Source organism: Methylibium sp. Root1272 (assembly GCF_001425905.1).
Lineage (GTDB): Bacteria > Pseudomonadota > Gammaproteobacteria > Burkholderiales > Burkholderiaceae_C > Methylibium.
Map to the genome: position 1 here is coordinate 185,586 of NZ_LMDY01000013.1, position 22,181 is coordinate 207,766.

Here is a 22,181-nt window from a genome sequence, read left to right on the forward strand (position 1 = left end):
GCACGATGCAAACCACCCTTGCCCCCGAATACCAGGGCAGCGCCGACGGCGCCGACGCCGAAGCGATCCTGCGCAAGTGCGTGCACTGCGGCTTCTGCACCGCCACCTGCCCGACCTACCAGCTGCTGGGCGACGAGCTCGACGGCCCGCGCGGCCGCATCTACCTGATCAAGCAGGTGCTCGAGGGCGCCGAGCCGACGCGCAAGACCCAGCTGCACCTGGATCGCTGCCTGACCTGCCGCAACTGCGAGACCACCTGCCCGTCGGGCGTGCAGTACGGCGCGCTGGTCGACATCGGCCGCCGTGTGGTCGATGCCAAGGTCGAGCGCCCGGCCGGCGAGCGCGCCGCTCGCACGGCGCTGAAGGAAGGCCTGACCTCGCCGCTGTTCGCGCCGGCGATGAAGCTCGGCCAGCTGTTCCGTCCGCTGGTGCCCGCGTCGCTGAAGGCCAAGGTGCCGCCGAAGGCACCCGCCAGCGCCCACCGCTGGCCCACCCGCAGCCACCCGCGCAAGGTGCTGATGCTGCTGGGCTGCGTGCAGCCGGCGATGGCGCCGAACATCAACAGCGCCACCGCGCGCGTGCTCGACGCCGCCGGCATCCAGACCCTGGTGGCCGACGACGCCGGCTGCTGCGGTGCCATCCGCGACCACCTCGGCGACCACGACGGTGGTCTGGCCGACATGCGCCGCAACGTTGACGCCTGGTGGCCGCTGGTCGAGGGCCTGACCGGCCAGGGCGCCGTCGAGGCGATCGTGATGAACGCCTCCGGCTGCGGCGTGACCGTCAAGGACTACGCCCGCCACCTGAAGCACGACCCGGCGTATGCCGAGCGCGCAGCCAAGATCTCGGCACTGACCCGGGACCTGAGCGAACTGCTGCCCGACCTGGTGCCCAGACTCAAGCCGCGGCTGCGTGGCAAGACACCCAAGCTCGCCTTCCACCCGCCCTGCACGCTGCAGCACGGCCAGCAGTTGCGCGGCGGCGTCGAGGGTGGCCTGCGCGAACTCGGCTTCGACGTCACGCTGACACCGACCGACAGCCACCTGTGCTGCGGCTCGGCCGGCACCTACTCGGTGCTGCAGCCGACGCTGGCCTACCAGCTGCGCGACCGCAAGCTCGCCGCGCTCGCGCCGGTGGGCGCGCAGGCCATCGTGTCGGCCAACATCGGCTGCATCCAGCACCTGCAGAGCGGCACGCCGACGCCGGTGAAGCACTGGGTGGAGGTGCTGGACGAGGCGCTGGGCTGAGGTCCTTGCCGCGCTTGTTCTCTCGCAGATTGCTGACTAGCATACCGGCGACTGCAAGGGGGGACCATGGGAGTTCATGACGGGCGCGGCCGTTGGCGCGCACGCGGTGCCGGCCTGTTCGCGCTGATCGCGGTTGGCGAGGTGCTGGCCGGGCCCTTCACCCCCGTGACGGGCCAGGAGTACCGCGAGGTGATCGACCCCCCGACGCAGGTGCAGGGCCAGGCGGTGGTGGGCACGGCCCTGGTCGGCGTGCAGTCGCAGATCGGCGCGCAATTCCTGTACGCCCGCGCCAAGGCGCCGTTCAGCGGGCAGGTGCGCGTGAGCCTCACCACCGCCGATGGCCGGTTGCGCGGCGACGGCGCCTTCCAGGGTGAGGCCCACGAGGGCGAATGGATCGAGCTGGAGCTGGAGCCGAAGGACGGCAAGCGCCTGCGCCCCAATCCGCTGGCGCCCGAGCGCGTCGCGGTGTCGGTGCGCTATGTCGAGAACGGCTCGTCGGTCGAACAGCCGATGGTCGCGGCCTGGGAGGTCCCGTCCGCAACAGCGACGGCCGCGACGCTGCGGCTGTATGTCAACAGCCGGCGCGCACCGGAGATGCTGGTGATGGTGAAGGGCAGGCAACCCCAGCTGTGCCGGCGTGCGCCCGACAAGTCGACGGTGCGCTTCGACATGCTGTGCGAGCTGCCGCTGTCCAGCGTCGTCGGCAGCAAGGGCAAGGTCACACTGGTGCGTCGCGACGGCTTCGACGAGCTGGAGCAGCCGGTGGTCGTCGGCTGGTGACGGCAGGCGCACGATGAGACATTTCGTCTCTCACGTCGCAACGATGCTGGTGCTCGCGCTGCTGGCGGCCGCCATCGCACTGCCGCTCAGCCTGCGCACCGCGAAGGACACCGCATTCACGCTGACCGCGAACACCGACGTCCTGTCGGTCGAGCCGCTGTGCGACCAGGAACTGGTCTGGGACCTCGGCAGGGCCGAGGCCGTGGCGCTCGGGGCCGGCGCGACACCGCCGGCGCGAGCAGCCAGCGCCACCAGCGTGCACCTGCGCGGCGGCGCGCGCGCGGTGCTGGAGCGTCGCCCCGACGGCTTGTGGCGCATCGACCTGACCCGTGGGCCGCTGCACGCGCGCTGCATCGCGCAGACCGGCCAGCCTGCGGTGGTGGTGACGGTCGACGACCAGCATCTGGAGCTGCCGACGGATCCCGGGAAGGGTCCTCGCGCGCTGAGCGTACGGACGACGCGCCCTGCCGCCGCAGGCAAGGGCCAGGACGCGGACGACAAGCCGTCCGGCACCGTGCTGCTGCTGAGCGGCCGCGTGGTGCTGGGGGAACTGCTGCGCCATGGCGGCGGCTGGCAGCAGACCACCTCGCCGCTGCTGCGCGAGGGCAAGCTCGAGGCGCGCACCCGCGAACCCTTCACCGACCGCAGCGTGCCGGTGATCGAGGAGACCCTGGACGCCGGCAGCCGCGTCGACACGCATGCCTGCCTGGCTCATGCCGAGGCGCCCGCGCAGCTCGCCTGCCTGGGCACCGCCCCGGTGAGCGCCTCCGGCATCGTCTACGACAACAAGGATCGCGCGCTCGACGTGAAGCTGCACGTGACGACTGCGCGCATCGGCATCGCGCAGCACGGCGGCGAACAACGCGCCGTCGCCGTCACCTGGTGGAACCGCTTCGTCTCGCTGCAGTTCGTGCAGATGTTCGCGGCCACCCTCCTGCTGCTCGGCACGCTGGCGCAGACGGTCGTTGCGTTGCCCGCGCTGTTTCGGCCCTCCCCGTCCTCATGACGATTTGCCTCCCACCCACGATGCCGCGCCCTTCGATCGCCCGACTGCTTTGCTTGTTGGCTCCGGCCCTGCTCTCCACTGCCGGCGCCGAACCGGTCGACATCCGCCAGGGCGACTCGAACGGCTCGGGCTACGGCTTTCGCCGCGGCGAGCGCTGCCTGATCGTGACCGCCGGACACGTGGTGTCGGAAGCCGGCGCGGACATCACCGTCACCGACCGCAGCGGCGGCAAGGCCACCGGACAGCGCATCTACTACAACCCGTCGCGCACCGAAGACCTGGCGCTGATCGAGCTGCCGGCTCGCTCCGTCGTGGCCTGCAACGATCGCTGGCCCGACGCGGCGGAGGTGGCGCCCGCCGCCACGGCCGCGAACACGCCCTTCGAGGTGGTGCGGCACTACCCCGGCGGACGCGAAACCATCGTGCGGTTGCGCGCGGCCGGCGGCACCTCGCAGTGGCACACGCTGGCCTTCGAGGACAAGCTGCGCATCATCCAGTCCGACAGCGGCTCGATCGTGCGCTCGAACGGCCGATACGCCGGCATCGTGGTGAGCGTGCGCGAGGCCGACGACCGCGTGGACGTGCTGCGTTTCGACGTGATCGATCGCCTGGTCGGCGACCGCTTCCGCACCGCCACGCGCGGCGTGCCGGTCGCGCTCGAGGGTGTGAAGCAGCGCGGCCGCAACAACGCCAACTGGACCACCTATGTCGCCTCGTGGCTGGGCGAGTCGGGCGGCCACCCGGTCGTGCCGGCGCAGGATGCCAGCGCACGCTGCCGCATCGGCGTCGACGTCATCGAGTGGGCACGCTCGCGGGTCGACAACCCCGAATACGACCGGCTCGAGGCTGCGCTGCGGTCCTGCTCGAAGGGCCTGTCGCTGGGCGGCGTGCCGCTCGGGTTGAAGCTGCCGGGCGTGGACCGCGCCAGCTGCGAACGCCAGGTCCGTGAGCAGATGCGCGGCATACCGCGCGTGCTGCCGTCGCACAAGCTGACGCTCAACGTCACCATGACGCCGCGCCAGCGCGCCCCCGTGAGCAAGCTGCAGACGACCGAGCACGTCGAGGACGGCGGCAAGGGCAACCCCCGCGCCGAGGTCGAGCTCACTGTGCTGCAGCAATCGTTCGCGCAGGTGGCGGGCGAGTTGTTCAGCGCAGGCGCCTGCGAGTAACGACCTCGACGTCGCGATCCCACGGCGGCACGCCGGCGAAGGCCTCGGCCAGGAAGTCGATCATCACGCGCACCTTGGCGCTGAGCTGGCGCCGGCTCGGGTAGAGCGCCAGCACGTCGATGTCGCCCATGCGGTAGCCCGGCAGCAGCGGCACGAGCCGGCCGTCGCGCAGGTCCTCGCCGATCAGGAAGCTGGGCTGCCAGATCACGCCCATGCCGGCCAGGGCGGCGGCGCGCGCGGTGTCGCCGTTGTTGGTGTGCATCACGCAGTTCACCTTGACGGCGTGGGGTTCGCCGCGCTCGTCGACGAAACGCCACTCGTCGGCGGTCGCCGCATAGGTGTAGCCGACGCAGGCGTGCGCGGCCAGGTCGGCCGGCACGCGCGGCCGGCCGTGCTTGCGCAGGTAGCCGGGTGAGGCGCAGACGATGTTGCGCGAGGCGGCGAGCTTGCGCGCCGCGTGCGCGGTGGAGCCGGTGCGCGAGATGCGGATCGCGAGGTCGTAGCCCTCTTCGACGATATCGACCACGCGGTCGATCAGCGCCACGTCGAGCTCGACCTCCGGGTGGCGCTGGCGGAACTGCGGCCACAGGGGCGCAAGATGCAGGATGCCGAAGCTCAGCGGTGCATTGATGCGCAGGCGCCCGCGCGGTTGCATCGTGGCGGTCGACGCCAGCGCCTCGGCCTCGGCCACGTCGTCGAGCACGGTCCGGGCACGCTCGTACAGCGCCTCGCCGCTCTCGGTCAGCGACAGCTTGCGCGAGTGGCGGTTCAGCAGCCGCGCGCCGAGATGCGCCTCCAGCTCGGCGATGTAGCGCGTGACATTGGCCGGTGAGGTGTCGAGCGCCTCCGCGGCGCGGGCGAAGCCCTGCTTCGACACCACGGCGACGAACACCTCGAAGGCACGCAGGCGGTCCATCGGCATCCTTGGTTCAGTAAAGCTGAACACATTGTGAATCTTCAGCCTCTGTTCGACATGAAAAATGAATCCTAAATTGCAGTCATCGGTGGCGCCGCCATCGCAACCCGCACACCCCCGAAGGAGCCCTCGATGAACACCTCCCTGCCAACCTCCCGCCGCACGGTCCTCGGCCTCGCCCTGGGCGCCGGCACCGCCGTCGCGGCCGCCGCATTGCCGATCGCCGCTGCTGCTGCCGCCAAGAGCCCGGCGGCGCTGCCCGCCGGCTTCACCGAGCGCCGCGTGCCGGTCAACGGTGTGCAGCTGAACGTCCGTGTCGGTGGCCAGGGCAGCGCGGTGCTGCTGCTGCACGGCTACACGCAGACCGGCCACATGTGGCGGCCGCTGATGGCCGAGCTGGCGAAACGCCACACGGTCATCGTCCCCGACCTGCGCGGCGCCGGCGCGTCCGACAAGCCGGCCGGCGGCTACGACAAGAAGACGCTCGCGCAGGACGTGCATGCGCTGCTGCGGTCGCTCGGCCACGAGCGCGCCACTGTCGTGGGCCACGACATCGGCCTGATGGTCGCGTACGCCTACGCGGCGCAGTTCCCGCAGGCCACCGAGCGCGTGCTGCTGATGGACGCCTTCCTGCCCGGCATCGGCAACTGGAAGGACGTGTGGCTGCTGCGCGACCTGTGGCACTTCCACTTCCATGGCGAGGTGCCGCTGGCGCTGGTGGCCGGGCGCGAGCGCATCTACTTCGAGCACTTCTGGAACGACTTCGCGGCCGACCCGGCGCGCTCGGTGCCCGAGGCCGACCGCCGCGTCTATGCCGCCGCCTATGCGCAGCCGGGCGGCATGCGGGCCGGCTTCGAGTACTTCAAGAGCTTCGAGCAGGACGCGAAGGACTTTGCCGCCTTCTCCGCCACGAAGCTGACGATGCCGTTGTCGGTGCTGACCGGCGAGAAGGCTTCGGGCAACTTCCTGATCGAGCAGGCCCGGCTGGTGGCCACCGATGTGCGCGGCCAAGTCGTCGCCGGCTCGGGCCACTGGCTCATGGAAGAGGCGCCGCAGACGGTGATCCCGGCGATCACCGCGTTCATCGGCTGAGGCGACAACGCCAGCGGCCCGGGCCTGCGGCGGGCGCTGCTCGCGCTCAGGCCGCGTGCGCCTCGGCCGCCAGCGGCTCGGGGCGCACGCGCAGCGCCCACATCACGCCGGCGATCAGCAGCGCGACGCCGGCGAGCGTGAGCGGGCCGGGCCATTCGTGGCGCAGCGCATAGGCATAGGCCAGCGCCGACAGCGTCTCGAACACGATCAGCTGGCCGACCAGCGAGGTCGGCAGGCGCTGGCTGGCCTCGTTCCAGCACAGCGTGCCCAGCCAGGAGGCGAACAGGCCGACCGCGAGCATCAGCAGCACGAAGCGCTCGGGTTGCGGACCGAAGGGCATGGCGAAGGCCTGGCCGCTCGCTGCGTTCCACACCCAGAAGCCTACGAAACCCAGCGCCGCCAGCGGCAGTGTCGCCACGCCCTGCGCGGTGGCCCAGGTGCGCGGGCTGCGGTCGGCGTGCGCGCGCAGCCAGTCGGCGTTGCGCAGCGGATACCACGTCCAGCACGCCACCGCGCCCACGGCCAGCAGCGCGCCCACCGCGTAGCGACCCAGGTCGGCCTGCGGGTCGGCGCGCAGCGCGGCGATCTCGGCCTGGTTGACACAGCCGATGCCGGCCGCGATCAGGGCCAGCGAGGGCGTCAGCCGGCCCCAGGGCAGCCGGCCGTCGCGCGCGGCGTCGCGCAGGTTCGAGGTGATCGCGATCACCACCGGCAGCGTGCCGATGATCATCGTCGGCAGCGGCCCGCCGGCACGCTGGATGGCTGCGGCGAGGCACAGGTAGTACAGCAGATTGCCGACCAGCGACAGGCGCAGCGCCTCGCGCCAGTCGGCGCGCGTGAACTGCCGGAGGCGCGCGCGGTCCAGCCACGCCAGCGGCAGCGCGATCAGCCCGAAAGCGAGATAACGCGCGAACGACAGCAGGGCCGCCGGGTAGTCGGCCAGCAAGGTCGGCGCGATGAACACCAGGCCCCACATCAGGCCGGCGGCCAGCGCGAAAAGCGTTCCGATCCACATGATTCCGCGAGCGTAGTCGCCCGCGACCCCGGCCGTCTTGTACCGGCTTGCGCTGCCGTCGCGGAACCTCCGCGCTGCGGCCCGCGCGCCTTGCCCCTGCTTGCGACGCATGAATGGGCAGGCGTATAAGGAAATCGTCGACCCCCGCGGGGTGCATCCCGGCGGGAACTCAAGGAGGGTGCCATGCGCAGACGCATCTATTGGCTGCTACCCGATCTGACGAGTGCCAGGCGGACCATGAACGACCTGTTGCTCGCCCGCATCGGCGAGGCCCATATCCACTTCGTCGCGCGCGAGAACGCCGACATGTCCGGGCTGCATGCCGCCAACATCCTGCAGACCTCCGACGTGCTGCGCTCGGCGCAGGCCGGGCTGGTGATCGGCGGACTGGGCGGGGCGGTGATCGGTGTGCTGGCCGCGATGTTCTTCCCGATCGTCGGCGATTCGGAGTCTGGCCTGTCGGCCTTGCGCGCCGTGTTCTCGTCGCCGAGCTGGAGTGGTGCCGAGCTGCGATCGGCGCTCGATTCACCACAGTGGGCGATGGCGGCGGTGCTCGCCGTGCTGGGCGGCCTGCTGGGCGCCTGGTCGTCGAGCATGATCGGCATCGCCGCGCCGAGCGGCCGGCTGCGCCGCTTCGAGGGCGCGATCGCGCAGGGCCAGATCCTGCTGATGCTGGACGTGCCGCGCTCGCGCGTGCAGGAGATCGAGTCGCTGTTGCAGTCCACCCATCCGGAAGCGCATTTCGAGGGCATCGAGCCGGACGTGCCAGCCTTCCCCTGAGCGGCACCGCGCAGCGTCCGCCGCCCGCGACCGGTTACTGCCGCCGCACCTGCCGCTGGTAGCGCGCTGGCGTGACGCCGTAGCGGCGCGCGAAGGCGCGTGTCAGGTGCGCCTGATCGACCAGACCGGTGGCCGCGGCGACTTGCGCCGCCGGGTCGCCGGCGGCCAGCAGGCGCTTGGCCTCGAACAGCCGAAGTGCCATCAGCATCTGCTGCGGCGTCACGTGGTACTGCGCGTTGAAGCGGCGCAGGAAATGGAAGGGGCTGAGGCCGGCCACCGCCGCCAGTTCGTCGAGCGTGAGGCGGCGGTCCAGATAAGCGCGCAGGTAGTCGACCACCGGCGCGAAGCGCAACGCGCCTTCGGCAGGCCTCTCGCGCGCCACGCGGGCATGGGTGCGAAACTCGGCCAGCAGCGTGTGCAGCAGGCTGTCGAAGGCCAGCGGCTCGTCGGCCTGCCAGAGCCGCTCGAGCAGCGCGCCGACACGGCGCGCCCGCGGCGCGTCGTGGCCCACCGCCTCGCCGAAATCCCAGCCGCGCTCGCCGCTGACGCGCTCCACGACCTCGGCATCGAGGTAGACCATGCGGTAGCGCCAGCCGCCGTCGGTCTCGGCCCGTCCGGTGTGCAGTTCGTCGGGATTCATCAACACCAGCGAGTCGGGCGGTGCCAGGTGGTCGCTGCCGCGGTAGCGGAAGCGCTCGACGCCCGACTCGATCGCGCCGAGGCCGAAGGCCTCGTGGGTGTGCGGCTCGAAGGCGTGGCGCACGATGTGCGCGCGGTACAGCTCGATGCCCTCGCGGTGCGCCGGGCGGCGGAACTCCACGGCGTCGAGCGGGTGATCGAAATGCGAGGGAACGCCGTCCATCGCAGGATCATGGCATGCGGAGAAATGCCTGGCCCCTCCGCGCCGCTGCTGTTACTGTGGAGGCCCGCTCCTGGAGAACCTTATCGCCCTCCAACGCCCTTCGACGCCCAAGCGGCGCTCCCTTCCGGCGGCCGCCCGCCCCGATCCGCGGCGCGAGATGCTGCGCGATGGCCTGCGGCAGACCGTCGATCACCTGAAGCAGCGGCGCGCCGACCTGATCGACGCCGGCACCATCGCCGACTATGTGGCCCTGAACTGGCTCGAGTGGCACGGTGGCAGCCTGCGGCTGACCATCGTCGGCGGCAACGTCTGCAAGCAGATGGCGCCCGCGGCACCGACTTCCTAGCGCCCGGCCGCGCCTCCGGCCTCAAAGGCCCGACAGCGGCGGCGGCCGGCCCTCGGCCACCGCGCCACCTGTCGCCGCCCAGCCGTCGAGTCCGCCGGCCAGCGGCCGAACTCGCTGCAGCCCGGCCGCCCGCAGCGCCTGCGCGGCCGTCGCCGCCGAAGCCTCGTTAGGACAATTGCAGTACAGCACGATCTCGCGGTCGCGCGGCAAGCGTGGCGCGTGGTCCGCGACCTCGCTCAGCTCCACCAGCCGCGCGCCGGGGATGTGACGCACGTCGAGCCCGGCGGCGGCGCTGGAGCGCACATCGAGGATCACCGGCGCCGCGCCCTCGTCGATCAGCGCGTGCAGTTCGGCCTGCGTGATGCGAGGCATCGCCGCGGCGTCGCGGAAGCGCCGCCGCCGCAGGTAGCGCCACAGCACGAAGCCGGCGATGCCCAGCACCAGCAAGCCGGTCGCGGCCGCGCCGGCCCGGGCCAGCGCGTCGAGCAGTTCCTGGATCTGTAGGCTGAACACCGCGCCCAGGCCCAGGAACACCAGCGACCACACGGCACCGCCCAGCGCGTCATAACCGACGAAACGCGCCACGCTCATGCCCACCGCACCGGCCATCGGCGCGGCGACGACCGAGACGCCCGGCACGAACTTGGCCGCCACCAGCGAGCTGCCGCCCCAGCGCAGGATCAGCGCCTCGCTCTGGCGCACGCAGGAATCGGGCGACAACGAGATGCGGCACAGCAGGCCGAGCACCCGGTGACCGTAGCGCCGCCCGGCGGCGAACCACACAGCATCGCCCAGCACGTTGGCGACGACCGCGACCGCCAGCAACGCCGGCAGCGACAGCGCGCCTCCCACCGCCAGGCCTCCGGCCACCACCAGCAGCGGCGCGGCCGGCACGGGCACGCCGATGCGCGCCGCCAGCGTGGTAGCGAACACGATGATCAGGCCATGCTGGACGACAAGGGCGATGAGGTCCTGCACGCGGTGCGTTCCGGAGGAGAGGGACAGTCGGCATTCGAGCACAGCGCGTGCCTGCGCGCCGGCGCAGGGCCAGCCGCTAAGCTGCGCGCCCATGCCCAGCACCCTGACCACCGTCGTCCACAGCGAACTGCTGATCCGCAAGAGCCGCTTCATCGGCTGCGTCGAGCCGGTGGCCGACCGCGCCGCGGCGCTGGTGCGCGTGGCCGCGTTGCGGGCGCTGCACCCCGGCGCCGCGCACGTGTGCTGGGCGCTGCTGGCCGGTGGCGCCTCGGCCGCGGTCGACGACGGCGAACCCGGCGGCACCGCGGGCCGGCCGATGCTGGAGGTGCTGCGCCACCAGGATCTCGACGGCGTGCTGGCCACCGTGGTGCGCTACTTCGGCGGCGTGAAGCTCGGCGCCGGTGGCCTGGTGCGCGCCTACACCGACGCGGTAGCCCAGGCCCTGCTCGGCGCCGACAAGCGGCCGCTGCAGCGGCTGCAGACCTTGCGCTGCGTGCTGCCCTATGCGCTCGAGGGCTGGCTGCGCCGCGAGCTCGACGCCGCCGGCGCCGGTGCGCTGCAGGTCAGCCACGGCATGCATGTGGAGCTGCAGTTCAGCCTGCCCGAGAGCGAGGCGGCGGCGCTGCGGCGGCGGCTCGACGACGGTGGGCAGGGCCGGCTGGTGTGGGTGGCGCCACAGGACTGACCCGCCCTCCGGCCGGGGGACGCCGGGCATGGACAATCGCCCCTCCCGGGCCGTGCCGCCCGATGCTTCAGCAGAAAGAGGATTGCCTTGTTCAAGAACCTGACCGTGTACCGCATCGGCCCCGAGTGGTCGGGCAGCGCGACGCAGATCGAGGAGCGCCTCGCCACGGCGCGTTTCGCCGAATGCGGCGCCACGCAGGCCCTGTCGGCCGGCTGGGTGCCGCCGCGCGGGCATGCGCATGGCGCGCTGGTCGAGTCGGTCGCGGGCCAGTGGCTGGCGACGCTGATGGTCGAGCAGAAGCTGCTGCCGTCCTCCGTGGTGAAGCGCCGCACCGACGAACTGGCGCAGCGCGCCGAGCACGACACCGGCCGCAAACCGGGCCGCAAGCACCTGAAGGAGCTGAAGGAGCAGGCCGCCCTGGAGCTGCTGCCGATGGCCTTCACGAAACGCGCGACGTTCCGCGTCTGGCTGGACCCGCAGCGGCGGCTGCTGATCGTCGACGCCGGCAGCCCGGCGCGCGCCGGCGACGTCGTGACGCACCTGGTCAAGGTGCTCGACGGCCTGCCGGTCGCGCCGCTGCAGACCGCGCTGTCGGCCGCCACCGCGATGGCCGGCTGGCTGGCCGATGGCGAGCCGCCACCGGCCTTCTCGGTGGACCGCGAGTGCGAGTTGAAATCGGACGACGAGCAGAAGTCGGTGGTGCGCTACGCCCGCCACCGGCTCGACACCGACGAGGTGCGCCAGCACATCGGTGACGGCAAGCGACCGACGCGGCTGGCATTGACCTGGCAGGGCCGCGTGTCCTTCGTGCTGACCGACGCGGGCCAGATCAAGAAGCTCGATTTCCTCGACGGCGTGTTCGACGCCCATCCCGGCCGCGCCGACGCCGACGCAGCCTTCGATGCCGATGTCGCCATCGCCACCGGTGAGCTGGTACAGCTCATTCCCGACCTGGTCGACGCGCTCGGTGGCGAGGCCGATCCCACCGCCGGCGCGTCAGAGCGGCCTGAGCCGCTGCCGGAACTGAAGGCGGCCTGAGCACCGCCGCCGCGGGCGCCTCAGCCGCGGAACATCGCGTTGATTTCGCCGAACGGCACCGCGGCCTCGGCGTAGGTGAAGGTGCCGTCGGCACGGATCTCGTGCGCCGCGCGCAGGAAGGCCCCGTAGGCGGCGCGCGCCAGCGACGAGCCGACGCTGATGCGCTTGACGCCCAGGCGCTGGAGCTCGTCGAACGACAGCGCCGCGCCCGCCAGTCCCATCACCACGTTGACGGGCCGCGGCGCGACCGCCTTCACCACCGCGGCGATGTCCTGCGCCGTCTTGAGCCCCGGCGCGTACAGCACGTCGGCACCGGCTTCGGCGTAGGCCTCGAGCCGGCGGATCGTGTCAGCGAGGTCGATGCGGCCGTGCAGCAGGTTCTCCGCGCGCGCGGTCAGCACGAACGGGAACGGCAGCGTTCGCGCCGTGCTCACCGCGGCCCGGACACGGTCGACGGCCAATTCGAAGGGATAGATCGGCGCGGCGCGGCGGCCGCTGGCGTCCTCGATCGAGCCGCCCACCAGGCCGGCCCGCGCGGCCATGCGCACGGTCTCGGCGCAGGAGGCCGGATCGTCGCCGAAGCCGTTCTCCAGGTCGGCCGACACCGGCAGCTCGGTGGCCTCGACGATCGCGCGGGCGTTGGCGAAGGTCTCGTCGCGCGTGACCGCGCCCTCCATGTCCGGCCGGCCGATCGAGAACGCGTAGCCGGCGCTGGTGGTGGCCAGCGCCTCGAAGCCCATCGCGGCGAGCAGCTTCGCCGAACCGGCGTCCCAGGGGTTGGGGATCACGAACGCGCCGTCGCGCTCGTGCAGCGCGCGCAGGCGGCGTGCCCGCTCGGCCTGCGCCGCGGCCGCTTCGGATTCGCTCGGGGTCATCGTCGTCACCTCCTGCGCCTTCGTGGATCTTGTGGGCGGGCCACCGCCTCAGCCCGACTTGCCGGCGAGTATCGGGCGCACGCCCAGCACCGCGCCCCTCGACAGCGGCTGCACCAGCGCGCCGTACATGTGCAGCCAACCATAGCGGCCGCTCGGCACCGGCGGCGTGAAACCCTCGAGCCGGCGGGCGATCTCGTCGGCCGGCACGACCAACTCGATGCGGCGCGCCGTCAGGTCGATCTCGATCGCGTCGCCGTCGCGCACCGCCGCCAGCGGGCCGCCCTCGGCCGCCTCCGGCATCACCTGCCCGATCGTGATGCCGCTGTTCAGGCCCGACAACTCGCCGTCGGTCACCACCGCCACCTCGCTGCCCAGCCCGGCGCCGACCAGTGCGGCCATGAAGCTGGCCGCGAACACGGTCCCCGGTCCGCCCTTGGGGCCCAGCATGCGCAGCACGATCACCTGGCCCGGGCGCACCGCGCCGGTCTTCAGGCCCTCGATCGCCAGCGCCTCGTCCTCGAACACCTTCGCCTCGCCACGGAAGCGGCGGATCGCCGCCGGCACCGCGGCCAGCTTCACCAGCGCGCCATCGGGCGCAAGCGAGCCGCGGATGATCATCAGCCCCGGCTCGTGCGCGAACGGCTCCTCCAGCGGCCGGATGCAGGCCGCGTCGGGCGCCGGTGTCTCGTCGATCAGCGCGCCCATCCGCCGGCCCGTGGCGGTGAGCACGTCGCGGTCGAGTTGCGCGGACAGCTGCTTCAACACGCCGCGCACGCCGCCGGCGGCCTCGAAGGTCTCGATGCGGTCCGGGCCGTTGGGCCGGATGCGCGTGAGCATCGGCACCTCGTCGGCGGCGAGCTCGAATTCCGCGATCACGTCGACCGGGCACTCGGACTCGATCGCGATGGCGATGAGATGGCGCATCACGTTGACCGAGCAGCCGGTCGCCACCGCGAAGCGCACTGCGTTGCGGAAGGCACCGGGCGTGAGGATGGCGCGCGGCCGCAGGTCCTGCTGCACCATCTCGACGATGCGCGCTCCGGCCTCGGCGGCCATTGCGTGCAGGCGTGGCCCGTCGGCGCGGATCGGCGCGTTGCCGGGCAGCGCCATGCCCAGCGCCTCGGCCAGGCAGTGCATCGAGTTGGCGGTGGCAAGGCCGGCGCACACGCCGGGACCGTCGATCGCGACGCGGCACATGCCCTGCAGCTCGTCGAGTCCCATCTGGCCGGCCTTGACGGTACCGACCGCCTTGTAGACCTCCTCGATGTCGACGTGGTGCTCGCCGCACTGACGGCCGAGCTGGTAGCCGCACGCCAGCACCAGGCTGGGCACGTCCAGGCGGCCGGCGGCCATCAAGTGGGCCGGCGTGGTCTTGTCGCAGCTCGACAGCAGCAGCATGCCGTCGAGTTCGGCACCCTCGACCTGCACCTCGATGTCGTTGACGATCAGGTCGCGCGTGGGCATCAGGTAGCGGCCCTGGCGCCCTGCGCTGGTGACGAAGTCGGAGGGCGCGGCGGTGCGGATCTCCAACGGCAGGCCGCCGGCGGCCCGGATCGCCTCGGCCACGCGCCGGGCGATGCCGTCGAGGTGCTGGAAGCACACCGACAGGCCGCTGGAGGTGTTGACGACGGCGATCTTGGGCTTGTCGAAGTCGGCTTCGGCGATGCCCATCGCGCTCCATTGGGCGTGACGCACCGCCCAGCGGGTGGAGCCGGGCTCGAAGTTGCTGCGGAAGGAACGGGCCATGGTGTCAGGTGCTCGATTCGTCGGTTGCGCCGGGGCCAGGCCCCGGGCGGTCAAGAAAAAGACGGCGGCGGCCGGGCGGTCCTCATCCAGCCGCCGCCGGGTCGGCGCTCAGTCGTCCAGGCGCGCGCCCTGCCGGTTCAGCAGTTCGCGGATCACGCTGCCCGGAATGGCCCGCACCGGCGTGCGCTCGCGCAGCGCCACGGTGGCGGCCACGCCCAGCGCGTGGCCATAGGAGAAGCATTGCGCGGTGACGCGTGCCGAGGCCACGGCCTCGTGTTCGGCCGACAGGCAGCGCCCGCCGAACAGCAGGCCCTCGCCGCGCTCGGGCACGAAGCAGCCCCAGGGCACCTCGTACCAGTCGTTCAGCAGCCACTGCACGCGCGGCTTGCTGCCGGCATGCAGCTCGATGGGCCAGGGCGAGCGCGCGACGCCGTCGGAGAACTTGCTGCCCCGCACCACGTCCTCGTTGCGCAGCGTCGCCAGGCCGCGTGCCTGGCGGGTCTGGCGCACGCCCACCTGCACCGCGGTGTCGTTGACCCAGCTCGCCTCGCAGCCGGCCAGCTGGTCCTTGAAGAAGCGGGCGTACTCGCGCACCTGGCGCCGGCCCTCGACCTCGGCCTCGGTGAAATCGTCGCCGTCGATGCAGTTGAGCTCGCGCCCGTCGGCGCCGCGCACGCGCGTGCAGTTGCACAGCAGTTCGCCGGGACGCGTGGTCTCGAACAGCCAGATCTTCTGGCGCGGCAAGGCGTAACCGGCGTCGGCCGCGGCGGCGATCAGCGCCGTGACCTCGGGCGGCATGATGGTGTCGCTGCCGTAGGCCGCCTTGAAACGCGCCACGTCGACGCCCTGCAGGCGGAAGATCATCGTCGGGTTCTGCACCACGCCGTCGGCACCGCAGTAGGTCTCGAGGCCGGCCATCGCCACCAGGTCGGCATCGCCGCTGGCGTCGATGGTGAGGCCGGCGCGCACGTCGAGCAGGCCGCCCTTGGTCCACACCGTCGCGCCGTCGATGCGGTCGCCGTCGCGGTGCACGCCGATCGCCAGCGCGTGGTACGCGAGCTTCACGCCGGCCGTGGCCAGCAGCGCATCGGCCGATTCGCGCCACGCCAGCGGCTCGTGCACCCGGGTCCAGGTCTTGCCGTATAGCACCGGCTCGGCCAGTCCGCCGCGTTGCTCCATCGCGGCGATGAAGTCGTCGACGAAGCCGTGCACGATCTGCTTCGGTCGCCGCGGCGCCTCCTCGGCTTCGTAAAGTCCGCAGACGGTGCCCGACAGGCCCGCCACCGCGCCGCCGCCGCAGAAGCCGTAGCGCTCCACCAGCAAGGTCTTCAGCCCGGCGCGGGCCGCGACGGTTGCCGCGGCCACGCCGGTGGCGCCGCCGCCGACGACCAGCAGGTCCACGTCGACGCGCCGCGTCGGCCTTGCATCCATCGCCATCACCTCATCTGCATCGCGACGCTCGGCAGCCAGGTCACGAGCTGCGGCCACATCAGCGTGCAGGCCAGCGTGACGATCTGCAACGCGATGAAGGGAATCATTCCCCAGTACATGTGCCGCATCGTGATCTCCGGCGGTGCCACGGCACGCAGGTAGAAGATGGCCGGCGCCATCGGCGGCGTCAGGTAGCTGGTCTGGATCATGATCAGGAACAGGATGCAGAACCACACCGGATCGAAGCCCGCCGCAGTGACCAGCGGCGTGAAGATCGGCAGGAAGATCAGCACGATCGAGATCCAGTCGAGGAAGAAGCCGGCGATGAACAGGATGAACAGCATCATCCCCAGCAGCGCCCACGGCGACAGGTCCAGGTGCGTGATCATCGAGCTGGCGAGGTTGATGCCGCCGCCGCCGATGAAGACGCCGGTGAACAGCGTGCCGCCCAGCAGCACGAACATGATCATCGCGGTGACGCGCAGCGTCTTCAGCAGCGATTCGTAGAGCCCTGGCCAGGTGAAGCGGCCGTAGAGCACGGTCAGCCCGACCGAGCAGAGCGCGCCGATGGCGGCGGCCTCGGTCGGAGATGCCAGGCCCAGCAGGATGGAGCCGAGCACCGCGACGATCATGCCCAGCGGCGGCACCAGGTTGCGGGTGGTGATCGCGAGCTTCTGCATGAAGGTGGGATCGCCGGGCTCGGGCGGGATGCGCCGTCCCATCTCCGGCTTCACGATGCACAGCACGAAGATGTAGACGAGATACAGCCCGGCCATCAGGAAGCCCGGCAGCACCATGCCGTACATCAGGTCGCCGACCGACAGGTTGGCCAGCGGGCCCATCACGACCACCACGACCGACGGCGGAATGATGGTGCCCAGCGAGCCGCCGGCGCAGATGGTGCCGCTGATCAGGCTCTTGTTGTAGCCGTAGCGCAGCATGATCGGGATCGTGAGCAGGCCCACCACCGACTCGGTCGCGCCGATCACGCCACTCGACGCCGCGAACACGATGCACATCAGCACCGTGGCGATCGCCAGGCCGCCGGGCAGGCGGCGCGTCCAGATGTGGATGGCCTCGAACAGGCGGTCGGCGATGCCCGACTTCTCGAGCATCGCGCCCATGAAGACGAACAGCGGCACCGCGGCGAACACGAAGTTCGACGACAGGTCGTCGATCTTCTCGACGAACTGGTGGATGACGTTGGGGCCGAAGATGGCCAGCCCGAAGGCGGCCGCGGTCAGCATCATCGCGAACGCGACCTGCACGCCGAGGAACATCAGCGTGAAGGCCAGCGGCAGCATGAAGAAGGGCAGGTAATCGCTCATGACGGCTGAACCTCTTGATCGTTCTTCGGGGCCATCAGGGACTTCAGCAGTTCGCAGAACACCTGCAACGAGAACATCGTGAACGACAGGACGAAGACCGCACGGAACGGCCACACCGGCATGTTCAGCGCCGACTGCCCGGAGGTCTCGCCGCGCGTGTAGCCGGCCATGAAGTAGTTGAAGAGCGCCACGCTCAGCCACACCAGCAGCGGCAGCACGACGGCGTAGGCGGCCGCGTCGATGCGACGCCGGGTGGACGGCGCCATGTGGGCGCTGAGCACGTCGATGCGGATGTGCTCACCCTGGCGCAGCGTGTAGGCCAGGCCCAGCAGGAAGTGCGAGCCGGTCAGCAGATAGCCGACCTCGTAGGCCCAGATGGTGGGCGCGCCGAACGCGTAGCGCGCGACGACCTCCCAGGTGGTGGCGAGCACCAGCGGGACGAGCAGCATCGCGGCGGCGATGCCGACCGCCACGACCAGGCGCTCCAGCAAGACGATGAGGCGGTTCAATCGCGACTCCAGTGGATAACGGGGCGGGCCCGCCTTGCAGGCGGGCCCTTCCAGCCTGACGGCACCCGGATCAGGCGCGCTTGACCTTGACCTTGCGCCAGTCGTCGGCGTCCTTCCAGGCCGCGTCGAACTCGACCTGGCTCTTGTGCACGCGCGCGAACCACTTGTGCTTGTTCTCCTTGGCCGTGGCCTCGGCCCACTCGAGGCCGATCTTGCGGGCCGTGTACTGGACCTCGTCGTCCAGGTGCACCAGCGTCACGCCCTGCTTCTTGTAGAACTCCATCGCCTTCGCGTCTTCGGCGCCGATGCGCAGGTAGGTCTCCATCGTCACCATCTTGGCGACCACCTCGATCAGCTTCTTGTCGTTGGGGCTCAACTTGGCCCACACGTCCTTGTTGATCACCAGTTCGAACGGAGCGGTGGGCTGGTGCACGCCGGGATAGCTCAGGTACTTGGCGACCTTGTAGAAGCCCGGCGACACGTTCTCCCACGGGGTGCCCCACTCGGTAGCGTCGATCGCGCCGCGCTCGAGCATCGGGAACACGTCGCCCGCGGCGGTGGTGACCGGTGCGGCGCCGAGATCCTTGGACATCTCCAGCCAGGCGCCGGCGGTGCGCAGCTTCAGGCCCTTCAGGTCGGCCAGGCTCTTGACCGGCTTGCGCGAGTGCAGAAAGACCTCTGCGGTGCGGATGAACAGCGGCATCGAGATCACGCCGTCGGTGTCCTCGCGGAACTGACGTTGCAGGTCGGCGCCACCGGACTCGTAGAGCCAGTGCAGCATGCGCTCGGTGTCGAAGGTGCCGGCATAGCCGCCGAACAGCACCGTCGTCGGGTCCTTGCCCCAGTCGTAGCCCATCCAGGTGTGGCCGCACTCGGCCAGGCCGTTCTTCACCGTCTCGGGCACCTTGAGCGCATTGCCGAGGCCCCCACCCGGGAAGGTCTGGATCTTGAAGCGCCCGCCCGAGAAGAACTCCATGCGCTCGGCGAAGGCCTTGGCCCCGATGTCCATGATCGGGCCACCGGCCCAGCCGGTGGCCATCTTCCAGTTGTAGCTCGGGCCGGCGGTCTGAGCGAGCGCGCCGGCCGCGGCGAACAGGCCGGCGCTGCCCAGGGTGGCGTTGACGAAATTGCGACGCTTCATGGCTTGTCTCCGTGGGGTTGGATCGCTGGCTCTGGCGGCCTGGATCGGGTGCGGTGGTGAGAGAAGAACGGCGCCTTTCGACGCCATCGGCAAGGCGGTGCAGCCTGGTGCCGCGGGCTTCGCACCGGTTTTTGAATACGACTGATGTATTAGTTAAATCCTAGTAATCTCTTTGATGCATGTCAACGCGGGTTTTCCGCGGTCATGGCGGCCGCGAGCCGCGCCGGTTCGGCGCTCAGCACGTTGTGCCCGACGCCGGGCAGCGGCAGCCAGTGCGAGCCGGCCACCGCGTCCGCCAGCGCACGACCGTGCGAGAGCGGGCACTGGTCGTCGGTCTCGCCGTGCACCACCAGCGTGGGCCGCTGGATGCGCGCGGCCCCGGCCGCCAGATCCAGGCCGCGCGCCGACTGCCACGACCACGCCACCGCCTCGGCGTCGGCCACCTGCGTCAGGCCCAGCCGTTCGGCGCGTTGCTGCGCCTCGGTGCGCAGCGCTTCGATGTCGGCGGCGTGGAACCAGGTCGCCTCGGGCGGGCCGGCGCGCATCGTGCCCGACACCAGCACCAGCCGCTCGACCGCATCGAGGCCATGCAGCGCCGCCATGCGCAGGATCACGCTGACGCCCATGCTCCAGCCGGCCAGCGCGACCGGCTGGCCGATCGCCTGCAGCAGCTCGTGCAGCAGGTCCGCGTAGTGGTCGAGGTGGTAGTAGCGCTCGATCGGCCCGTCGTCGGCCGTGCGCCAGCGCGGCGAGGCGGCGCGGCCCGGCAGGTTGGGCAGCACGCAACGATGGGTGGCGGCGAGCCGCTGCGCGACCGGCATCCAGGCTTCGGCCGTGCCCTGGATGCCATGCAGCAGCACCAGCGGCCGGCCTCGGCCGAACACCCGGCAGTCGAGACTGCCGAGCGGTGACGAGGACGACGTGGGCATGGTGTCTCCTATTGATATATTAGTAATGTCTTACTAGTATTGCACAGCGTTTTTCCCGCGTCACCCGCCCCTCGCGGCCGGTGACGGGATCTGCGCCAGCCGACCGACGAGCCCAGCCGATGCACACCCCACCAGTCAGCGCCGACGAGACCCTCTACTTCTGCACGCCGTCGCGCGTGCTGCTGGCCGCCGGCGCACGCCACCGCGTCGCCGCGTTGTGCGCCGCCCAGCGCTGGCGCTGCGCGCTGATCGTCACCGACCGTCACTTCTCGAGCCGCACGACGGTCGTCGACGAGCTGGTGCGCTCGCTGCAGGCCGAGGGCCTGGGGGCTCTGGTGTTCGATGGCGGCGAGCCCGATCCGTCGACCGAGCTGTGCGACAGCGCGACCGACGAGCTGCTGGCACGCGAGGGCGCCGCGCGCATCGACCACGTCATCGCGCTCGGCGGCGGCAGCAACATCGACCTCGCCAAGGCGCTGTGCCTCACGCTGCCATTCCGCCGACCGGTCGCGAGCTTCGTCGGCACGACGCGCTTCCCCGGCAACCCGCTGCCGATGCTGGCGATGCCCACCACCTCGGGCACCGGCTCGGAGATCACGCCCGGCGCGATCCTGCTCCAGCACAGCAGCGCCACCAAGGTGGCCGTGATGGGCAACGCGCTGCGGCCGGCGATCGCCGTCATCGACCCGGAGCTCACGCTGAGCTGCCCGCCGAAGGTCACCGCCGACGCCGGGCTCGATGCGCTGACGCACGCGATCGAGTCCTATCTGACGATGGACGCCACGCGCTTCGACACCGGCGGCGACGCCGACCCGTCGTACAGCGGCCGCAACCGGCTGACGACGATGTTCGCTCGCGAAGCGATCACGCTGTGCTTCCAGCACCTGCGCCGCGCCTACCTCGTGCCCGACGATCTGCAGGCGCGCACCGGCATGGCCTACGCGAGCCTGTTCGCCGCGATGTCCTATGCGTCGGCCGGGCTGAACGCGGTACACGGCCTCGCCTATGCGCTGGCCGGGCTCACGCACGCCTCGCACGGCAGCACCAACGCCGCGCTCCTGCCCTATGTGATGGACGCGCTGCGGCCCTCGCGCCGCGAAGAGCTGGCCGACATCGCCGCGATGGCCGGCGTGCCGCGCGCCGACAGCGACGCGATGGCGCGTCAGGCCTCCGTCAAGACGCGCGAGCTGGTCCGGGAGCTCGGTGTGCCGGTCGATCTGGCCGCTTTCGGCGTACCGGAACGCGCGCTCGACCAGCTGGTGCACGACGGCCTTGCGGTGGCGCGGCTGGCCAAGGCCTTTCCTCAACAACCCCCCGACGCCGACTACGCGGCCATCGTCCGGCGCGCTTATGCTGGCGAACTGTCGGGAATCGAGACTCCATGAAGAAGACTGCGGCCAGGAAGACCCCCAAGACGACGACGGCCCGACCGCGCGCCGCGGCCAACACTTCTGGCGCCATCGTCAAGCCGCGCAGCCTGACCGCCACCGCCTACGAGATGATCGAGGAGATGATCGTCAAGCTCGAGCTGCTGCCGGGCGCCGCGATCTCCGAGGCCGAATTGTCCGCACGGCTGCAGATCGGGCGCACGCCGGTGCGAGAGGCGCTGCAGCGGCTGGCGCGCGAGCACCTGGTGTCCATCCTGCCGCAGCGCGGCGTGCTGGTGTCGGAGATCGACATCAAGCGCCAGCTGCGGCTGCTGGAGACGCGCCGCGAGGTCGAGCGCCTCGTGGTGCGCTGCGCCGCACGGCGTGCCACCGAAGCCGAGCGGGCGCGCTTCGAGGAACTGGCCACGGAGTTCGACGTGGCCGGCAAGCAGAACGACGAGACGCGCTTCATCCGCGCCGACAAGGAGTTCAACGACCTGTCGCTGCGCGCCTCGCGCAACGAGTTCGCGGCCGGCGCGATGGGCCTGATGCACGGCCTGTCGCGGCGCTTCTGGTACCTGCACTACCGCCAGGCGGCGGACACGCCGCTGATGGCGAAGCTGCACGGTGCGCTGGCGCGCGCGATCTCGCAGCGCGACGAGGCCGCGGCGGCCCAGGCCATGGAAGCTCTGATCGACCACAACGAAGCCTTCACGAAGGCGACGGTCAGCACCGATTTCTAGCGCCCGTCCGGGGGAACCCGCCTAGGGTTTGCGCTGAACTTCTCTCCCGGTCAAGCCGGGTTGCGCGCTGAGCCTAGGCCTTCGACGGTGGCGTCGCTATCGTCCCGTCTCGGGGATCGACCGATCCCGCCTTGCCACGCCGACCCGCAGCGACCGGACCCGCCCGGCCCGCTGCAGGTCCCGCAGCCACCCGCAGGA

At 71.1% G+C, this 22,181-nt stretch carries 22 protein-coding genes; 11 read left to right on the forward strand and 11 right to left on the reverse strand.

The features are described from left to right. The first annotated feature begins 5 nt into the window (after positions 1-5). The 4 genes from glcF (at position 6) to ASC67_RS09925 (ending at position 4,202) form a co-directional block, all read left to right on the forward strand. On the forward strand, positions 6-1,247 hold the full coding sequence (glcF, locus tag ASC67_RS09910) for a glycolate oxidase subunit GlcF (protein WP_056318901.1): 1,242 nt from the start codon (positions 6-8) through the stop codon (positions 1,245-1,247). A 66-nt stretch (positions 1,248-1,313) separates the two neighbouring features. After that, on the forward strand, positions 1,314-2,027 hold the full coding sequence (locus ASC67_RS09915) for a hypothetical protein (protein WP_056318904.1): 714 nt from the start codon (positions 1,314-1,316) through the stop codon (positions 2,025-2,027). 13 nt (positions 2,028-2,040) lie between these two features. Then, positions 2,041-3,033 (forward strand): hypothetical protein, encoded by a 993-nt coding sequence (locus ASC67_RS09920; protein ID WP_156466719.1) that lies wholly within the window; start codon positions 2,041-2,043, stop codon positions 3,031-3,033. Positions 3,034-3,086: 53 nt separating this feature from the next. Next, positions 3,087-4,202, forward strand: a complete 1,116-nt coding sequence (locus ASC67_RS09925) for a hypothetical protein (RefSeq protein ID WP_156466720.1) — start codon at positions 3,087-3,089, stop codon at positions 4,200-4,202. Here the strand turns inward: ASC67_RS09925 and ASC67_RS09930 are convergent. After that, positions 4,180-5,118 (reverse strand): LysR family transcriptional regulator, encoded by a 939-nt coding sequence (locus tag ASC67_RS09930; RefSeq protein WP_056318915.1) that lies wholly within the window; start codon positions 5,116-5,118, stop codon positions 4,180-4,182. The two genes, ASC67_RS09925 and ASC67_RS09930, sit on opposite strands and share 23 nt — an antisense overlap. Positions 5,119-5,250: 132 nt before the next feature. On the opposite strand from ASC67_RS09930, the gene ASC67_RS09935 reads away from it, so the two are divergent. After that, a complete protein-coding gene (locus tag ASC67_RS09935; protein ID WP_056318921.1) occupies positions 5,251-6,210 on the forward strand; it encodes an alpha/beta fold hydrolase in 960 nt (319 codons plus the stop codon). Between the two features lie 46 nt (positions 6,211-6,256). Here ASC67_RS09935 and ASC67_RS09940 read toward each other — a convergent pair whose 3' ends face one another. Next, positions 6,257-7,225 (reverse strand): DMT family transporter, encoded by a 969-nt coding sequence (locus ASC67_RS09940; RefSeq protein ID WP_056318925.1) that lies wholly within the window; start codon positions 7,223-7,225, stop codon positions 6,257-6,259. Positions 7,226-7,408: 183 nt separating this feature from the next. Between ASC67_RS09940 and ASC67_RS09945 the strand changes: the two genes are divergently transcribed. Beyond that, positions 7,409-8,005 (forward strand): hypothetical protein, encoded by a 597-nt coding sequence (locus ASC67_RS09945; RefSeq protein WP_056318928.1) that lies wholly within the window; start codon positions 7,409-7,411, stop codon positions 8,003-8,005. Positions 8,006-8,039: 34 nt separating this feature from the next. Here ASC67_RS09945 and ASC67_RS09950 read toward each other — a convergent pair whose 3' ends face one another. After that, positions 8,040-8,867 (reverse strand): AraC family transcriptional regulator, encoded by an 828-nt coding sequence (locus ASC67_RS09950; RefSeq protein ID WP_056318932.1) that lies wholly within the window; start codon positions 8,865-8,867, stop codon positions 8,040-8,042. A gap of 157 nt (positions 8,868-9,024) precedes the next feature. Between ASC67_RS09950 and ASC67_RS09955 the strand changes: the two genes are divergently transcribed. Beyond that, on the forward strand, positions 9,025-9,213 hold the full coding sequence (locus ASC67_RS09955; RefSeq protein ID WP_156466721.1) for a hypothetical protein: 189 nt from the start codon (positions 9,025-9,027) through the stop codon (positions 9,211-9,213). A 21-nt stretch (positions 9,214-9,234) separates the two neighbouring features. Here the strand turns inward: ASC67_RS09955 and ASC67_RS09960 are convergent, their stop codons facing one another. Beyond that, positions 9,235-10,284, reverse strand: a complete 1,050-nt coding sequence (locus ASC67_RS09960; protein WP_082535988.1) for a rhodanese-like domain-containing protein — start codon at positions 10,282-10,284, stop codon at positions 9,235-9,237. On the opposite strand from ASC67_RS09960, the gene ASC67_RS09965 reads away from it, so the two are divergent. Together ASC67_RS09965 and ASC67_RS09970 are read left to right on the forward strand one after the other, a co-directional pair. Continuing rightward, positions 10,283-10,876 carry a YigZ family protein gene (locus ASC67_RS09965; protein WP_056318946.1) on the forward strand — a complete coding sequence of 198 codons (594 nt, stop codon included), beginning with the start codon at positions 10,283-10,285 and terminating at the stop codon, positions 10,874-10,876. The two genes, ASC67_RS09960 and ASC67_RS09965, sit on opposite strands and share 2 nt — an antisense overlap. Positions 10,877-10,963: 87 nt before the next feature. Further along, complete coding sequence (locus tag ASC67_RS09970) at positions 10,964-11,914, forward strand: recombination-associated protein RdgC (RefSeq protein ID WP_056318950.1); 951 nt, start codon at positions 10,964-10,966, stop codon at positions 11,912-11,914. A 20-nt stretch (positions 11,915-11,934) separates the two neighbouring features. Here the strand turns inward: ASC67_RS09970 and ASC67_RS09975 are convergent, their stop codons facing one another. The 7 genes from ASC67_RS09975 to ASC67_RS10005 all read right to left on the reverse strand — a co-directional run bounded on the left by ASC67_RS09975 (position 11,935) and on the right by ASC67_RS10005 (position 19,873). Then, entirely contained in the window at positions 11,935-12,789 is an 855-nt protein-coding gene (locus tag ASC67_RS09975) for an oxaloacetate decarboxylase (protein ID WP_056318954.1), read from the reverse strand. Between the two features lie 48 nt (positions 12,790-12,837). Then, positions 12,838-14,535: a dihydroxy-acid dehydratase gene (locus ASC67_RS09980; RefSeq protein WP_056318958.1), complete on the reverse strand. Its 1,698-nt coding sequence runs from the start codon at positions 14,533-14,535 to the stop codon at positions 12,838-12,840. Between the two features lie 108 nt (positions 14,536-14,643). Further along, on the reverse strand, positions 14,644-15,966 hold the full coding sequence (locus tag ASC67_RS09985) for an FAD-dependent oxidoreductase (RefSeq protein WP_056320750.1): 1,323 nt from the start codon (positions 15,964-15,966) through the stop codon (positions 14,644-14,646). 5 nt (positions 15,967-15,971) lie between these two features. Continuing rightward, complete coding sequence (locus ASC67_RS09990; RefSeq protein ID WP_056318964.1) at positions 15,972-17,294, reverse strand: TRAP transporter large permease subunit; 1,323 nt, start codon at positions 17,292-17,294, stop codon at positions 15,972-15,974. Then, positions 17,291-17,803: a TRAP transporter small permease subunit gene (locus tag ASC67_RS09995; protein WP_056318967.1), complete on the reverse strand. Its 513-nt coding sequence runs from the start codon at positions 17,801-17,803 to the stop codon at positions 17,291-17,293. Before ASC67_RS09995 ends, ASC67_RS09990 begins: the two co-directional genes overlap by 4 nt. A 70-nt stretch (positions 17,804-17,873) precedes the next feature. Further along, positions 17,874-18,944, reverse strand: a complete 1,071-nt coding sequence (gene dctP / locus ASC67_RS10000) for a TRAP transporter substrate-binding protein DctP (RefSeq protein WP_056318971.1) — start codon at positions 18,942-18,944, stop codon at positions 17,874-17,876. Between the two features lie 182 nt (positions 18,945-19,126). Beyond that, positions 19,127-19,873: an alpha/beta fold hydrolase gene (locus tag ASC67_RS10005; RefSeq protein ID WP_056318976.1), complete on the reverse strand. Its 747-nt coding sequence runs from the start codon at positions 19,871-19,873 to the stop codon at positions 19,127-19,129. A gap of 119 nt (positions 19,874-19,992) precedes the next feature. On the opposite strand from ASC67_RS10005, the gene ASC67_RS10010 reads away from it, so the two are divergent. Then, positions 19,993-21,258 carry an iron-containing alcohol dehydrogenase gene (locus tag ASC67_RS10010; RefSeq protein WP_056318982.1) on the forward strand — a complete coding sequence of 422 codons (1,266 nt, stop codon included), beginning with the start codon at positions 19,993-19,995 and terminating at the stop codon, positions 21,256-21,258. Continuing rightward, positions 21,255-21,983 carry a GntR family transcriptional regulator gene (locus ASC67_RS10015; protein WP_056318985.1) on the forward strand — a complete coding sequence of 243 codons (729 nt, stop codon included), beginning with the start codon at positions 21,255-21,257 and terminating at the stop codon, positions 21,981-21,983. Before ASC67_RS10010 ends, ASC67_RS10015 begins: the two co-directional genes overlap by 4 nt. Positions 21,984-22,181 lie beyond the last annotated feature (198 nt).